Genomic DNA, 16,568 nt, shown 5'->3' with positions numbered 1-16,568 from the left:
AAGACAAGGATAATAATAGAATGATTGCATATTTCAACGGTGAATACCTGGAAAAGGACGAGATCACCATTTCTCCGGACGACCGGGGCTTTTTATTTGCCGACGGTCTCTATGAGGTTATCCGGGCCTACCGGAAAAAACTGTTCAGGGCCAAAGACCATATTGACCGCCTCAATGCGGGAGCCGCCCATCTGCGGCTGGGGGTGACGGATTTTTCCGACCTGGAGGGGGTGGCCGAGACCCTGCTGGAGAAAAACGAACTCAAGGGAGATGCCACGGTCTATTTCCAGATCACCCGGGGGGTGGCGCCCCGGGGCCATGCGTTCCCGGATCCGTCCCCGGCGCCCACGGTATTCGCCTCCGCGGCCCTCTTCGACCCCACCCGAACCGTCACCTCCCGGGAAGACGGCATCCCGGTGATCACGGTGCCGGACAACAGATGGGCCCGGTGCGACATGAAAACCGTGGCCCTCACGGCCAATGTCCTGGCCAACCAGGAAGCTGTTGAAAAGGGTGCCAAAGAGGCCCTCTTCGTCCGGGACGGGGTAATCATGGAAGGCACCCACTCCAATTTCTTTGCCGTCATGGACGGCTGCCTGGTCACGGCCCCGGCCTCCAATTACATCCTCCACGGCATCACCCGGAAGGTGATTCTGGAACTGGCCGCAGAAAAGGGACTGGCCTTCAGGGAAGGGCCCGTCTTCAGGACAGATCTGGACAAGGTCACCGAGGCCTTTATCACCGGAACCACCACGGAAATTACCCCGGTGGTGTCCATTGACGGCGCTTCCGTGGGCACCGGTGCCCCCGGCCCTGTGACCCGAACCCTTCAGGATGCGTTCACAGACCTGATCAGCGACACCTAGTCTTTGACTGAAAGGTTAACCCCGGCCTCACCCCTGTTGAATCGCCTGCCGGAACTGAGTTGAATCCATTTTACGAGACCTCTCGCTGTGACCATGAACAACGCACCCTGTAATTATTGCTTCCGGGCGGCCAGAACCGTCTGTCTGGCCCTGGTTCTCATCCTCCTGCTCGTTCTTCCCGGCAGGTCCTCAGCCGGAAGGGCGGTCTGCCCCGTGGTCAAGGTGGTGGACGGGGACACCATCACCGTCCTCTATAAAGGGAAACGGGAAAAAATAAGGCTGCTCAATGTGGACACCCCGGAATCGGTGCATCCGGATGCCTCCCGGAATACCCCGATGGGCAAAAAAGCCGCCGCCTATACCCGGCAGCGTCTGGCAGGCCAACGGGTTGCCCTGGAATTCGAAGGCAGAAAACGGGGAAAATACGGCAGGCTTCTGGCCTATGTATTCATCGACCATGAAAATTTCAACCTGGAACTGGTACAAAAGGGCTGGTCCCCCTACTACACCAAATACGGCACCAGCCCCAGTTACCACAACCAATTCACAGCGGCCCAGGCCGGGGCCCGGGCCCGGGGGCTGAATATCTGGGGACCGGGCCAATCAACTGCGCCGGCACACAAGGCCAGGCCCCGTATGGCCGCGGCCTCGGCGTACAGGGGCAATACGTCATCCCGGGTATTTCACCGCCCCTCCTGCCGGTATTTTAACTGCAAAAACTGCACCCGCGTCTTTTCCCACCGGGATACGGCCATTGCCAAAGGATTTTCTCCCTGCGGCATCTGCAGGCCCTGAACTATTTTTGCCTTCCAGGTTGACAATAACTGAATGATCGTTTATTTTATCTTTCCATGAGAGTAAAAGACGAGATAAAACAGGAGGCCCTGTTCCAGGCCACGGTGGCCATGGTCAACGAGACCGGTTTTGCGGCCAGTTCCGTATCCAAGATCGCCAAGGCGGCCAAGGTTTCCCCGGCCACACTCTACGTTTATCATAAAAACAAAGAGGAATTGCTGGTCTCCACCTATGTCAGAATCAAAGAACTCATGAGCCGGACCCTGCTCAGGGGCTTTAATGAAGACCTGCCCATCCGGGACTGCCTGCAGCAGTTGTGGATGAACACCTTTGCCTTTGCCTCGGAACATCCGGCATATTTCCAGTACATGGAGCAATTCGCCAACTCTCCTTACAGCGGGTTGGTGGACAAGGAAAAGGTGGAAGCATATTTTGCCCCCATGTTCCGGGTCATGACCCGGGGGATTGAACAGAAAATACTCAAGGACGTGGAGTTTGACATCCTTGCCGCCTTTATGTTCTATCCGGTTAAAGCCCTGGCCAACCCCCGCTTCTGTACGAATTTTGAATTGACAGACAAAAGTATTGAGACGGCATTTAACCTGGCCTGGGATGCCGTAAAGCGTTAAACAAAAAATTTTAAATGATTATTAAATGAACATTCAATTAAAACCTTCAGCCATTATAATCATTGTATTAATCGCCACAGGAGTTGTTATGACCACATCAGCACAGACATTTGACAGCCGGTCACCGGACATGGATGCGGGCGGCACCCTTGCTGCCGCCGTCAAGTTTATCTTTTCAAAAAACAACCGGACGCCCAAAGTCGCCCTGCCCGTATCCCCGGTGGATACCGCCCCCTTTTCCCGCCGGGAAAAAGGGGAATTCAACAGCACCTGGCTGGGCCACTCTTCCCTCATGGTCAACATGGACGGTTTCCGGATTCTCCTGGACCCGGTATTGGCATCCAGGGTGACCATTGCCGGGCCCGGCCGGTTCAACGGCCCGCCCCCCCTGGCCCCCGGAGATCTGCCCCGGGTGGACCTGGTGATCATCTCCCACGACCATTATGACCACCTCAACAAGTTCACCGTCCTGGCCCTCAAGGACAAGGCCGCCCGGTTCATTGTCCCCACCGGGGTGGACCGCCGCCTGGCCGCCTGGGGGGTGCCGGAGGAAAAAATCACGGCCCTGGGCTGGTGGGATGATATGGAGATACCGGGAGGACTGAAGGTGACCGCCTGCCCATCCCAGCATTTTTCCGGCCGGGGCCTGATGGACCGGAACCAAACCCTATGGGCCTCCTGGGTCATCGCATCTCCCGGCTATAACATTTTCTTTTCAGGAGATTCCGGGTATTTCAATGGATTTGCCGCCATCGGAAAAGCCCTGGGCCCCTTTGACATGACCTTCATTGAATGCGGGGCCTATGACCCTGCCTGGCACGGGGTCCACATGTATCCCGAAGAAACGGTGCAGGCCCATCTGGACCTGGGGGGCCGCATCCTCCATCCCGTCCATTGGGGGACATTCAACCTGGCCCTCCACCCCTGGTATGAGCCCATGGCCCGGCTAAAGGCCGCCGCAGATGCCGCCGGGGTCACCATAGCCACCCCGGCCGCCGGAGAAACCGTCACCCTTAACCGCCTTGGCGGGCCATGGTGGGAGGCGCCCATGCAAAAGACCCTGGCAAAACAGAACCCAGGGCCGAGGCAGGCGGACGCCGTAAAATTTGTAAAAGACTGACCGGAGTGGTTTATGAATGCTGAAACCGGAAGCCCTTCTGCTCGGGCTTAATGGCGGGGATTTCACCGGCCCATACCGGCAGGTGAACCGATACCCGGGTGCCCCGGCCGGGCTCGGATTCCATGAAAATGAATCCCTGATGTCCCTTCACGATGCCCATGGACGCCGCCAGCCCCAGCCCCCTGCCCTGGAATTTGGTGGTGAAAAAGGGTTGGAACACCCGTTCCAGGGTATCGCTGTCCATGCCCTGGCCATTGTCCCGGATCTCCAGGCAGAGGTAGGCGCCATGGCCCGTCTTTCCCCTGTCGGTGCCATTGAGCCGGGGCGGTGGCGAGGGCTTCCCGCTCCCGCTGATATCAATCCGTCCGGCGCCGGCTTCCACCGCATTTTCAATGATATTGCCCAAAAGGGTCCGGATCTGCCCCATATCCACCCGGACCCTGAGCCCGGCTTCCGGCACCTGTTTATTGATCTGCACATGATCCGGAATATCGTGGGAAAGCTGATGCAGGGCCCTGTTGACCATTTCATGGAACCGCAGTTCCCGGACCCGGTACTTGCCCCCCCTGGCATAGGCAAGCAATGAGGCGGTCATATCCACCATTTTTTCGGCAGAGGCCTTCATGGCGCGGGTATAGGGTATTTTCTTCTCATGCCGGGCCATTTCCAATTCCATCAGCTCCAGGTTTCCCGATATAACGGAGAGGGAATTGTTGAACTGATGGGCAATGCCTCCGGCCAGGGTTTCGATATTCTCCAGCTCTGCCAGGCGCCTCACCTTTTTCTCATAGGCCCTGAACATAATCTCGTGCTTTCTTTTTTCTGTGATATTGAAAAAGGTGGACAGCCTGACGATCCTGCCGTCAATCCACTGAATGGCCTTATCCATGACCGTGTATCGGCTGCCGGTGACCGGATTTTCCATCTCCCATTCAAAGGAGCCGGCAGGCCGTCCCAGGTGGTCCAGGATCCGGGAATTGGTGCATACCCGGCAGGGATCCTTTTTCCGCCCCGGGATCACCTCCAGGCATTTTCTGCCGGAAAGATTCAGGTCCTCCGGGTGCCCCATCTCCAGATTGAACCTCCGGTTGGCAAAAATCACCCGGCAGGATGACATATCCAGTACCAGGACGCCGGTGTCGATGCCGTCGAGAATGTGGCCGAACACGGCCGCCTCGTTCTGGAGTTTCTGCTGTGTATACCGATCCTGTCTCAGGCGGTCGTAATTGATACGGGCCTCTGCCACGGCGCCGGCCAGTACATTGACATCCTCAATGGGTTTTTTGAAAAATTCAAATGCATTCCGGCGGAAAGCCTGTTTGATATAATCGATGCTGGGATAGCCGGTGAGGAAAATAAACTGGGTCAGACTGTCTTCACCGATTACATCCGTCATCAGATCAAATCCATTCTGCCGGGGCATCTGGATATCTGAAATGACGACTTTGACCGGATTTTCGCGAAACATGAGAAGCGCATCGGCCACGCTCAAGGATACCCGAGCCGCAATTCCTTTTTTCTCCAATAAGCATTTTAATGAGGCCGCAAACCGGGGCTCATCATCCACAATCAGAACATTGTTACCCATAGTTGACGCTCTTTTTTCGACCCGCCCGACAAGGCGGTATGGTTCAAAGGACTGTCAGAATTTTCAGAACATGGGACACACAGAACGAGAACCGGCAATCCAGTTTAATTATATATATGATCAAAAAAGATAGATATCCCTGAATAGGCCCAAAGTCAATGCAAAATTTTTTCCACCGAAAGCCCTGGGCCATTCCCGCTTATATGCCCTTGAACCGGGCCTCCCGCCGCTCCATGAAAGAGGCCAGCCCTTCTTTCACATCATCGCTCGACATAAGGGGCAGCAAATCCGGGAGCAACCGCTCAACGGCGGCCTGCTCCCCGCGAACCCTTGCGATTCGGGCGGAGCGCAGGGTTGCGGCGACGCCCAGGGGCGCCTGTTTTGCAATGGTTTGGGCAATCCCGAGGGCGCGATCCAGGGCCTGCCCCTGTTCCGCCACTTCCTGAACCAGGCCCATGGTCAGGGCGTCTTCGGCGGTGAATTCGTCGGCCGTGAGCAGCCAGCGCATGGCGTTGCCCCACCCCACCTCCTGAAGAAGCCGTACGGTGGCACCGCCCACGGGATATATCCCCCGCTTGATCTCGATCTGGCCGAACCGGGCGGTCTTGTCTGCCACCCGGATATCCGTGGCCAGGAGCAATTCAATCCCCAGGGTCAGACAGATACCCTGGACCGCCATGACAATGGGTTTTCCCACCTGGTTTGAAGGGTCCAGCCCTAGGGGGTCCAGCCCGTCCTCCGGCAGTTCCGGAAAACTGCCCCGGGAAAAACAGGGTGACCACTGGGGCAGGTCCAGTCCTGCGGTAAAATGCTCCCCTTCGGCGTAAAGGAGCCCGCAGCGCAGTTCAGGGTCACGGTGGAGCCGGCCGTATGCAGCACTCAGTTCCCGGTACATCTCCAGGTCAAAGGCGTTCCTTTTTTCCGGCCGGTTCAGCCCCATGAGCAGGACATGTCCCTGGGTACGGATTTCAACTTTACTCATTTCGTGCCCCCTTATCGTTTATTGCGGTTAAATAATAAATTTCCCCTGGTATGAATCCCGGACCTCCAGGGTGCGCTGGATCATATTAAAGGTTTCCCTGTACCGGCCGGCCCAGGAAGGGGCCACCAGTTCGTCGGCATGGGGGTCCCCCGTAATCCGCTGGATAATCACATCTTTGGGCAGCCGCTCCAGAAAATCACATACCAGGTCAACGTATTCATTCTGCGTCAGGGGGGTATAGCCCCCCTTTTCATACATCCGCTCCAAGGCCGTCCCCCGGATCACATAAAGCAGGTGGATCTTCACCCCGTTCACCCCAAGGTCGGCGATCACCTTTGCGCTGTCCAGCATCATCTGCCGGTCTTCCCCGGGCAGGCCGAGAATGATATGGGTGCAGATATTGATTTTCGGCCTGGACGCAGTCAGGGCCATGGCCTCCTCAAAGGCTTTGAAATCGTGCCCCCGGTTGATGATATCAAGGGAAGAATTGTGCACGGACTGCAGGCCGTACTCCAGCCAGACCAGGTAATCTTTGGCATAGGAATCAATGAGGGCGATTTTTTCCTCATCCACACAATCAGGCCGGGTGCCAACGGCCATGCCCACCACCCCCTCACAGGACAGGGCCTCATCGTACATGGATTTCATATGGGCCGCCGAGGTGTAAGTATTGGAATAGGACTGGAAATAGGCCAGAAATTTCTTGGCCTTGTATTTTTTCATGGCCGGAATTTTTCCCTGTTCGATCTGCTCCCGGATGGACAGGCCCCTGGCAAAGGCCCCGGTGCCGGACCCCTTGGCATTGCAGTAAATGCAGCCAGCCCGGGAAAGGGTGCCGTCCCGGTTGGGGCAGGTCATCCCCGCATCCACTGAAATTTTCTGCACCCGCTCCCCGTAAAGGTTCCTCAGATACGCATTATAATCCGAATACCGTTTCTTTTTTTCCATTCAGGCTCCTGCCTCCCTTATTCATTTTTCAAGGCGGAACTATACCAGAAACCCATTTTTTTTTCATCTCCACTTGTATCTGCTGAAAATAACGAGGAAATTATTCATGGTGCCGGCCGGATGCCGGCCAAGGCGGGTTAAAGCCATTTGTCTTTGAGTTGTTGGAGTTCTCCACCCCGAATTAATTCATCCAGCGCGGCATTCAATTTTTCCAGCAGACCCTGTTCCCCCTTTTTAACTGCCAGGGCGACAGGGGAGCCCGCATCCGACGTGGTCAGGATTCTAACCGGAAGGTCCATCTCCTTTGCCAAAAAACGTCCCACGGCCCTGGGCATGATGGCCGCCTGGGTATTGCCGGCCTCCAGCAACTGCATGGCCTTTCTCTTGCTTGGGGTCTGCATAATCCGGATTTTATCCTTGATGCCCTCTTTCTGCCATCTCAATTCCAAAAATGAATGTCTGTCGCCTGTAATGATCTTGTTATATAAATCTTTGACCCCATGGATCTGTCTTTCATTTTCCCGGACAAAAACAGCATCATATCGATGGTAATAAGGGGGGCTGAAATCAAAGAGCTGCATCCGCACCTCATTGATTTCCATGCCTGCGATAAAATCAATCTTCCCAAATCGCAACTGGTTGAAGACATCGTCCCAATCTCCCTGAAAAAAAACCAGTTCCACACCCAGCTTTTCGCCAATCCGCCTGGCAACTTCGGCATCCAATCCGGCGGCCGTCCCATAGCGCTGGAACTGATAGGGGGGATACCCCGAAGCAATGCCGCAAACATATGTCTCGGCATTGACCGGACCTGAAAACAAGGCCATGACAAAGGACAACAATATGATTTGAATCGATAAACGCATCCCTTACCTACTTTGTTTTGATGAATTGACTTTAAAACAATCTGGCTGGAACCGGTTGGAGCGTTTGCTTAAAAAGAGCATAACAACATTGATGATGGCTGTAAAGCCCAGTCAATCTATCTTTTTTCATCCAGTACTTGACGCATTTTTTGACAAAGATCCACCATCTCCACCGGTTTTCCCAGGTATGCGCTGATACCAAGGGCTGCGGCCTTTTCTTCGGTCATGGTATCGCCAAATCCGGTACACATGATAATGGGGATATCAGGGTTTAAACTCTTCAATTCAGCAGTGAGTACATCCCCTGCCATTACAGGCATATTCATGTCGGTGACGATCAAGTCAAACCGGCTGGTATCTTCTTTAACCGCCTGCAGCGCCTCAAAGCCGTTTCTGCTCAGATCCACTTCATATCCAAGATTTTCTAAACTCTCCTTGGCGATTTCCCTGATCGGCCTTTCATCATCGACAAACATGATTCTCTCACTTCCTGTTAATGAAGCGGGCCCCTCCATAGAGGAATCCGCCGGCTCAACATCCTTTGTAACAATCGGAAAATAGATGTAGAAACGGGTTCCTTTGCCAGGATCACTTTTCACCTCTATATGGCCATCATGTTCATCCACAACGGCCTGAACAATTGCAAGACCGAAGCCTGTCCCTTCGCCCATCTGCTTTGTTGTATAATAAGGGTCAAAAGCTTTTTCTATTTCCTTTTCGCCCATGCCGTGTCCTGTATCGCTGACTTCCAGTTTCACATATTTTCCGGGAAGGATGTCTCCATTTTGCGATTGCTTTGGGCCAAGGATATCAACCTCCGTCAAAATGACTGTCAGCCTCCCCCCTCTCTCTTTCATGGCATGATATGCATTTGTGCAAAGGTTCATGACCAATTGATGAATCTTTCCCGGATCGGCAGAAATCATGGATTCGGAATTCAAATTCTTCACGATGTCAATGGTGCTGGGGATGGTAGACCGTAAAAGCTTTAACGCCTCATTGATTTCAAAGGATATGCATAAAGGCTTTTTTTGGTATTCGGTCTTCCTGCTGAAGGTCAATATCTGCTGGACAAGCTCGGCCGCTCTTTTTGCCCCTTTCAGTGACTGATCAATACTCCTGATCGCCTTTTGCGGATTATCCACATGGTTTTTGGCCAATTGGGAATATCCGATTATCCCTGAAAGAATATTATTGAAGTCATGGGCAATCCCCCCGGCAAGGGTGCCGATTGCTTCCATTTTGCGCGCCTGGTATAGCTGGGTTTCAAGCTTGTGCCGTTCCTCTTCCGACTGCCGGATATCAGTCAAATCATGGACAACCGCCATGGCCCGCTTGGGCACCCCCGCCTCATAAAAAAATTTTGCATTGGACAAGACCCAGAATTCCCTCTGATTCTTCCCCTTGATCTTGTATTCCGCAGCCAGTTCTTCCGGATTTTCTGAAAAAACCGTGTTAATTAAATTTTCCAGGGTGGTCTTGCTGTCATCACTTAAAATATCAAAGGGATTGAGTCTTAAAAATTCCTCTTTTGAGTATCCGGTATATTCACACATCACATCGTTGACGCTAATGAATTCCAAATTCTCCATATCGAATTCGTAGATCCCGGTTGGGGCATATTGAACAAGGTTCCGGTATTTGTCTTCGCTTTCCTGAAGTGCCTTCTCGTTTCTTTTTGCACGCTGGAGCGACCTGACCAGATTATCCGTAAGGATGCGGACTGAAAGAGCGGTAATCGCAATGACAACAATAATATCAATGCCGTCATAGGGAGAAACCAGGTGGGAAAATTTTGTCTCGTAGATGCCAAGGTTTTCCACCACAACAAGAAGGGCGATCAATAATAATGGCACCAAAGTGAATATGTAAAACTGCTTTTTCCTCAATACCATGCCAGCCACTATGAGAAGGCCCGGTACGGCGAAAAGGGCGGTGTCATGGTAACCATTCCCGCCAACAATGACAAGATAGCAGCATAAGCCAAGGAATGTTCCGACCAGGGTGTAAGAAGCCGGTTCGAGCCGCTTTGACAAAAGAAGGAAATGAGAAAACAGCAGAAGGCCGAGGCTGGCCAAAAGAGGGGGAATCAGATAGAATTCCGATTCCGCCCCCATGATACGGACGCCAAGGATAACGGAAATCCCAATAAAACTCGCCTTTATTATCAAAAAAAGGGTCGAAGCTTTTCTGCTTTCCTTTTCAGTTGAAAAGGGCGGCGGATTCAGTCGCTGCAACAATTTTGATACCAATTTCATTCTCAGTTAATCCCTATTGCCCAATGGCATTAGACGCAGGCTGCCGATCCTTGATTGAATCGGCGCCCCCTCTAAAAATATGTCTGGCGTAAAAGTACCACGAAACATTTGTTTTCGAAAGGTTAGCCGCCAACGCCTCCGCCATTTTTCAAAAACACGCCAATAATCTTGACCCACGCCCCATATATAATGTATTTTAGGAGGTTATGAATTTTTACAAAAACAGATACGACGTTATTGTGGTCGGCGCCGGCCATGCCGGGTGTGAAGCTGCCCTGGCATCCGCCCGCATGGGATGTGACACCCTGCTGCTCACCATTGATATGGACAAGATCGCGGCCATGCCCTGCAGCCCCTCCATCGGCGGCATGGCCAAGGGCCAGCTGGTTAAGGAAATCGACGCACTGGGCGGGCAGATGGCCAAGATTACGGATTCATCGGCCATCCAGTACCGGACCCTGAATACCCGGAAAGGCCCGGCCGTCCACTCCACCCGGACCCAGAACGATAAAAATATGTACTCCCGCCACATGAAGGCCCGGATTGAAAAGACGGACAACCTGGACCTGAAGCAGGCCATGGTGGAGATCCTGATCCTTGAAAACAACGAGGTGAAGGGTCTTGCCGACCAGACGGGATTTGAATATTTCGCCCCCAGCATCGTCATCACCACGGGCACCTTTTTACGGGGCACCGTCCACATCGGCGCATCCAGAATCGAAGCCGGGCGGGCCGGGGAGTTTGCCTCCATCGGGCTGGCCCGGGACCTTGAAAAAATCGGTCTTTCCGTGGGCCGGATGAAAACCGGGACCCCGCCCCGGCTCCATGCCGACTCCATTGACTTTTCCCAGTTCAACGTCCACGGCTCAGACGAGGTGCCCAAGCCATTCTCGTACACCACCACGGAAATTACCACCCCCATGCTGCCCAGTTTCATGGGGGAGACCAATGCACAGACCCACGAGATCGTCCGGAAAAACCTTGAGTTCTCCGCCCTCTACGGGGGCCATATCAAAGGGCAGTCGGCCCGGTATTGCCCCTCATTTGAAGACAAAATCGTCAAATTCCCGGACCGGGAGTCCCACCATGTCATTTTGGAGTACGAGGGCATCGACTCCAAGGAGATCTACGCTTCGGGCCTGGGAAACAGCCTGCCCCTGGAAATCCAGTACCAGGTGGTCCGTTCCGTCAAGGGCCTGGAACAGGCCCAGATCATGCGGCCGGCCTATGCCATTGAATACGACTATATCAATCCCATGGAACTCACCCCGGCCCTGGAAACCAAAAAGGTACGGGGCCTGTTCCTGGCCGGCCAGATCAACGGCACCTCAGGCTACGAGGAGGCCGGGGCCCAGGGGCTGTGGGCCGGCGTCAACGCCGCTGCCCGGGTCCAGAAGCGGCCGGCCTTTATTCTGGACCGGTCCCAGGCCTATATGGGCGTGATGGTGGACGACCTGGTCACCCGGGGCACCAAAGAACCCTACCGGATGTTCACCTCCCGGGCCGAATACCGGCTCATGCTCCGGGAAGACAATGCCGACCTGCGCCTGGCCGAAGCCGGGTTTGAATACGGGCTGATCACCAAAGAGGCCCTGGACTTCGCCCGTGAGATCCTGGCCCAGGCCGCCGTCGAAACAGAACGGGTCAAGAAGGCCGTGGTCAAACCCAGCACGGAAAACAACGAATTCCTCGCCCGGCACAATACCAACCCCATCACCAACGGGGTCAAGCTAGAACAGCTTCTCAAGCGGGCGGAACTGAACTACGGTATCCTGAAACAGATATCCCCCCCACCGGAACCGGTCCACAACCGGGCCGCCCAGCAGGTGGAAATCGAGGTCAAGTACGAAGGCTATATCAAACGCCAGTACAATGAGATCAAAAAATTCCAGGACCTGGAAAAAATCAAAATCCCTGACGGATTTACCTACGATACGGCCCACGGCCTCTCCAATGAAATCCGGGAGAAACTTAACCGGGTGCAGCCGGCCTCCCTGGGCCAGGCCTCCCGCATCGACGGCATGACCCCGGCAGCCATATCCGTGCTCATGGTGGCCATCACCGCATTCCACCAGGGCCGGACCCCTTGATTCATCGGGTTGACTTCAACGGGTTGACACTTACATTTAGACTCAAAACGATTTGATTACACTTAACCCCATTTTTGAGGACGACAGACACAATGGCTGATGATTATTATAAAATCCTAGGCGTTAATAAAACAGCCTCCGCATCGGAGATTAAAAAGGCCTACCGGAAACTGGCCCTGAAATACCACCCGGACAAAACCAAGGGGGACAAAGCCCTTGAGGATAAATTCAAAAAAATATCCGAAGCCTATGCCGTGCTTTCGGACCCGGAGAAAAAACAGCAGTACGACACCTATGGATCGGCGGACTTCCAGCAGCGGTTTTCCCAGGAGGACATCTTCCGGAATTTCGATCTCGGGGATATCCTCAAAGAGTTCGGATTCGGCGGGGGCGGCGCAAGCTTCGGCCGGGGCGGCGGTTTTTCCGGAGGCTTCGGCGGAGGCGGCCCCCGGGGTGGATTCTCCGGCATGGGCGGCAACCCCTTTTTCGGAAACATGGGCGGAGGAGGATGCGGCGGAGGCAGCCGTCAGGCCCCGGTCCGGGGCAAAGACCTTGAATACGAAATCCCCCTGACCCTTGATGAACTTATCAACGGCAGCAAAAAGACCATTACCATTAACCAGGGCGGCCAGGCCAAGGCCATTGAGGTCAAAATCCCCAAAGGCCTGACCCAGGGCAAAAAGATCCGCCTGGCCGGCAAAGGCGAACCCAGCCCCAACGGCGGGCCTGCCGGCAACCTTTATATTAAGTCGGCCCCCACCCTGCCCCAGGGCGTGACCATTGAGGAGAACAATATTTCCATGGACCGGGATGTCCGCCTCACCCAGGCCCTGCTCGGAGACAAAATAGAGGTCACCACGCCGGCGGGAAAAACCTTCAACCTCACCCTGCCCCCCGGCACCAGCCACAAGGCAAAAATGAGGCTTCCGGGCATGGGAATCCCCCATATGAAAGGAAATGGTTGCGGAGATCTCTTTGTTGTGGTTAATATAATGATGCCTAAAAATTTAGACCAGCACCAGAAGGAACTGATCAATCAACTCAAAGAAACAGGATTATAATCAAACATGCCTGAATTCATTCCCCTGATTTCCGAAGCAGAAATCAAAGAAAAAACCCGGGAAATCGGGAAACGGATTAGCCAAGACTATGAAGGCCTTGACCTTGTGCTTGTGGGAGTCCTCAAGGGCTCTTTCATTTTTCTGTCGGACCTGACCCGGCAGATTACCATTGACCATGAGATCGACCTCATCGGTGCGTCCTCCTATGAAGGCACCTCCACCACCGGCCAGATCGTATTCACCAAACAGCCCGACCTTGAACTTGAAGGCAGGGATGTCCTTTTGGTGGAAGATATTGTCGACACCGGACTGACCCTGCACAAAATCGTTGAATTTGTAAAGCTGCTCAACCCCAATTCCGTTAAGATTTGCACCCTCATCGACAAGCATGAGCGCAGGGAAGTGGAACTGGATGTGAATTATTCATGCTTTTCCCTTGAAAAAGGCTTTATCGTAGGCTATGGACTTGATTACAATGAAAAATACAGGAATCTGCCTGCAATCTTTGATTTAAAATTATAGAAGATAAGGGGATGTGCAATGATAATCACCTGTGAAAAATGCTCGACCCGGTTCACTCTGGACGATTCCCTGATCCAGCCCCAGGGCTCCAAGGTAAGGTGCAGCCAGTGCAAACATGTTTTCACGGCGTTGCCCGAACTGCCTGATACCGGGGATGAGGATTTTGATGCTCCAGTGGATTTTGACTTTGATGAACCGGACAATCTTCCTGCCGACGACGGTTCCGGCGACATCCCTTTTGACGCCCCGGACAGCGAAGAAGAGCTTGAAATGGAATTTTCCCAGGAAGAGAGCTTTGACTTCGAGGATCAGGATATCGACTTTGACGAGGTGGAATTCGACGAAGCCCCTGATTTTGAAGATTCAGACTTTCCGGAATCAAATTTCGACGAGCCCCAGGAAGAGGACCTGGACACCGGACTTGAAATGGATATTCCTGAAGAAATGGACATTTCCGAACCGGACGACGGAGACCTGGAACTGGACATCCCCGAAGCTGAACCCGACCAAGATCTGGAAGAAGAGCCGGCACCGGCCCTCCAGGGCGCAGCCCCCGTCCTTGCAGACAGTGATCTGGAACTGGCAGAAGGAGACCTGGACCTTGAACCGCTGGACCTGGAAATCGAAGATATAGAGCCCATTGAAGAGGCAGACGCGCCGGCAGAGGAATCCGCTGACATTGAAATCAGTTTCGACGGAGAAGAGGACGATGGGCTTTCCCTGGATATAGATGCTCCGCAGGCCCCCCAGGCAGGCGTGGACGATATTCAATTGGAAGACGACGATCTTGATGACGGGCTGGAACTTGTATTTGAAGACGACCCCGATGCAGACCTCGTATTTGAAGAATCATCAGACAGCCTTGATGATCTGGAGGATCTTGGAGATCTGGGAGGCGACCTTGAAATAGAAGACGGATTTGAAGCCGCCCCCAAAGCCCTGGATGAAGAGGAGTTCGAGCCGGAATTGGAACTGGAAGTCGAGCCGGACTTTTTCATGGAAGAAGAGATTCCGGAACTTGATGAAGAGGCTGCAAACCAGGATGCAGATGGAGAAAAGTTCGCCGAATACGACGCCGTTCTTGACTCGGATCCTGGAACAGAAGAGGTGATCCCGGACCCGGAACTGGAAGAGGAGCCTACGGATATCTCCGATGAATCCGGCCCCGAAGACCTGGAAGCCCCAGACGACACTGAAGACGAAATGCTCATTGGCGGCCCGGCCATTGCCGATGATGGAAAAAAACCGGCAAGGAAAAAAAGCGCCATGGGCGCTCCCGTGAAAATTCTGTTTCTCCTGTTTCTGCTGGTTATTGCCGCTTACATTGCCAGTTTGAAACTTGGAGCGGATATCCCTTTTCTTTCACAAATCAACATCCCATATATAACGGATGCCCTGAAACCGGCGCCCCAGCCCGTACCGCAATTAAAACCAGTACCCAACGAACCCAGCATTAATGGCCGGTTTGTATCAAACGCCACAGCCGGTGAATTATTCATTGTAACCGGGCGCATCGACAATCCGTCACAAATTGCCTACAGCAACATCAAAGTAAAGGGGACCCTGCTGGACAAGAAAAAGGCAAAAGTCGGGACCCAGACCGCATTTTGCGGCAATATCGTACCCGAAGAGATACTGAAGAAAGGCAATATTTCAGATATCACAAGCCAATTGAGTAATAAAAACGGCCTGCAGAATGCCAATGTAAACGTTAAGCCCGGAAAATCGGTGCTGTTTATGCTGGTATTTTCCAACCTGCCGGAGAATCTGACTAATTTTACGGTAGAGGTCATACATTTTAATGCACAGGACCAAAAAAATTAAAATATCATTTGACAAAGTCAAAACTCAATGATATCTTACCCGAGTTTTTTGGCGAAGTAGCTCAGTTGGTCAGAGCATGCGGCTCATATCCGCAGAGTCCGGGGTTCAAGTCCCTGCTTCGCTACCAGATAATACAAGGCCCCTGATTTTTATCAGGGGCTTTTTTTTTTGCAAAAAAAACTGCCGGGCGTTTTTGGCGCCTGATGGCAGACCGGGAAAACAAATGAGAATAGAATTGGACGAAACCACATCTGTTGAAGTCGAGGTTGGTGCCTATGTTCATGATGAACTGACAGACACCTGGATCACCTGGGACCGGCTGGACCCGGCCACACAGGCCCACCTGGAAGTATTGGTGCGGGATATTGAAAAGACAACGACGGCTATCCGGGCGGCGGCGGTCAACACGGTTGCCACACTCATGAAACCCTCGCTGGTTTCATAAAACCCGTCCACCACAGGGCCGCCGCATGTAACACCCGGATTCAGCCCTGGGGCGTGGCTGTTCCGGTGACAGACGCCATTGCCCGGAAGCTGCTCCGGCCTCGGTTTTGATTTCAGACCGGGTTTGTGATAGGCTCTGTTTATCCGTCAACCCATTGCATGTTCCGGGAGATGCCTATGCCGGGTGTATATGATATCCATGTGAAAGACCAGTTCACCGCCGACCATTCCCTGAGGGGCTACGACGGCAAAAGTGCGCAAACCCACGGCCATAAATGGGGGGTGGAGGTAAAGCTCAGGTGCAGTACCTTGAACCGTCTGGGGGTGGGTATGGACTTCAAGGACGTTAAAAAGGTGGTGGGAGATGTGCTGGGACGGTTGAACGACACCAACCTCAACGATGTGGTTGAATTCGGCAGCATCAATCCCACGGCCGAAAACCTGGCAAAATTCCTCTACGCGGAACTGGGCAGGTGCTTAAACACGGATAGAATAACCGTAAAAAAAGTAAAGGTATTTGAAACCCCGGACTGCGGGGTCGCCTACAGCGAAGTAAAGCCCGGGGAATAACTGGT

The 16,568-nt window shown here is 53.4% G+C and carries 15 protein-coding genes and 1 tRNA gene; 11 read left to right on the top strand and 5 right to left on the bottom strand.

What is annotated here, in order from left to right:
- Positions 1-20: 20 nt before the first annotated feature.
- The 4 genes from dat (at position 21) to HUN04_18605 (ending at position 3,410) form a co-directional block, all read left to right on the top strand.
- Positions 21-866: a D-amino-acid transaminase gene (gene dat / locus HUN04_18620; protein ID WDP91604.1), complete on the top strand. Its 846-nt coding sequence runs from the start codon at positions 21-23 to the stop codon at positions 864-866.
- Between the two features lie 93 nt (positions 867-959).
- A complete protein-coding gene (locus tag HUN04_18615; protein ID WDP91603.1) occupies positions 960-1,661 on the top strand; it encodes a thermonuclease family protein in 702 nt (233 codons plus the stop codon).
- Positions 1,662-1,717: 56 nt separating this feature from the next.
- Positions 1,718-2,290 (top strand): TetR/AcrR family transcriptional regulator, encoded by a 573-nt coding sequence (locus HUN04_18610; GenBank protein WDP91602.1) that lies wholly within the window; start codon positions 1,718-1,720, stop codon positions 2,288-2,290.
- 88 nt (positions 2,291-2,378) lie between these two features.
- A complete protein-coding gene (locus HUN04_18605; protein WDP91601.1) occupies positions 2,379-3,410 on the top strand; it encodes an MBL fold metallo-hydrolase in 1,032 nt (343 codons plus the stop codon).
- A gap of 10 nt (positions 3,411-3,420) precedes the next feature.
- Here the strand turns inward: HUN04_18605 and HUN04_18600 are convergent, their stop codons facing one another.
- The 5 genes from HUN04_18600 to HUN04_18580 form a co-directional block, all read right to left on the bottom strand.
- Positions 3,421-4,998, bottom strand: a complete 1,578-nt coding sequence (locus HUN04_18600; protein WDP91600.1) for a response regulator — start codon at positions 4,996-4,998, stop codon at positions 3,421-3,423.
- A gap of 199 nt (positions 4,999-5,197) precedes the next feature.
- Positions 5,198-5,980, bottom strand: coding sequence for a crotonase/enoyl-CoA hydratase family protein (locus tag HUN04_18595; protein ID WDP91599.1), 783 nt, complete (start codon positions 5,978-5,980; stop codon positions 5,198-5,200).
- Positions 5,981-6,007: 27 nt separating this feature from the next.
- Complete coding sequence (locus tag HUN04_18590) at positions 6,008-6,928, bottom strand: TIGR01212 family radical SAM protein (GenBank protein WDP91598.1); 921 nt, start codon at positions 6,926-6,928, stop codon at positions 6,008-6,010.
- Between the two features lie 137 nt (positions 6,929-7,065).
- The gene (locus HUN04_18585; protein WDP91597.1) at positions 7,066-7,794 is read right to left on the bottom strand and encodes a transporter substrate-binding domain-containing protein; all 729 of its coding nucleotides are present in this window, start codon (positions 7,792-7,794) and stop codon (positions 7,066-7,068) included.
- Positions 7,795-7,910: 116 nt separating this feature from the next.
- Entirely contained in the window at positions 7,911-10,052 is a 2,142-nt protein-coding gene (locus HUN04_18580; protein ID WDP91596.1) for a response regulator, read from the bottom strand.
- 206 nt (positions 10,053-10,258) lie between these two features.
- Between HUN04_18580 and mnmG the strand changes: the two genes are divergently transcribed.
- The 7 genes from mnmG to HUN04_18545 all read left to right on the top strand — a co-directional run bounded on the left by mnmG (position 10,259) and on the right by HUN04_18545 (position 16,563).
- The gene (gene mnmG / locus HUN04_18575; GenBank protein WDP91595.1) at positions 10,259-12,142 is read left to right on the top strand and encodes a tRNA uridine-5-carboxymethylaminomethyl(34) synthesis enzyme MnmG; all 1,884 of its coding nucleotides are present in this window, start codon (positions 10,259-10,261) and stop codon (positions 12,140-12,142) included.
- 92 nt (positions 12,143-12,234) lie between these two features.
- Complete coding sequence (locus HUN04_18570) at positions 12,235-13,203, top strand: J domain-containing protein (protein WDP91594.1); 969 nt, start codon at positions 12,235-12,237, stop codon at positions 13,201-13,203.
- Positions 13,204-13,209: 6 nt separating this feature from the next.
- Positions 13,210-13,725 (top strand): hypoxanthine phosphoribosyltransferase, encoded by a 516-nt coding sequence (gene hpt / locus HUN04_18565; GenBank protein WDP91593.1) that lies wholly within the window; start codon positions 13,210-13,212, stop codon positions 13,723-13,725.
- 18 nt (positions 13,726-13,743) lie between these two features.
- The gene (locus tag HUN04_18560) at positions 13,744-15,549 is read left to right on the top strand and encodes a zinc-ribbon domain-containing protein (GenBank protein WDP93340.1); all 1,806 of its coding nucleotides are present in this window, start codon (positions 13,744-13,746) and stop codon (positions 15,547-15,549) included.
- Positions 15,550-15,599: 50 nt separating this feature from the next.
- A tRNA-Met gene (locus HUN04_18555) sits at positions 15,600-15,676 on the top strand.
- Positions 15,677-15,772: 96 nt separating this feature from the next.
- Complete coding sequence (locus HUN04_18550) at positions 15,773-15,994, top strand: hypothetical protein (protein WDP91592.1); 222 nt, start codon at positions 15,773-15,775, stop codon at positions 15,992-15,994.
- Between the two features lie 176 nt (positions 15,995-16,170).
- Entirely contained in the window at positions 16,171-16,563 is a 393-nt protein-coding gene (locus tag HUN04_18545) for a 6-carboxytetrahydropterin synthase (protein ID WDP91591.1), read from the top strand.
- The last annotated feature ends 5 nt before the right edge of the window (positions 16,564-16,568 follow it).

The organism is Desulfobacter sp. (assembly GCA_028768525.1).
GTDB lineage: Bacteria > Desulfobacterota > Desulfobacteria > Desulfobacterales > Desulfobacteraceae > Desulfobacter.
This window is presented reverse-complemented; position numbering and strand designations above follow the sequence as displayed.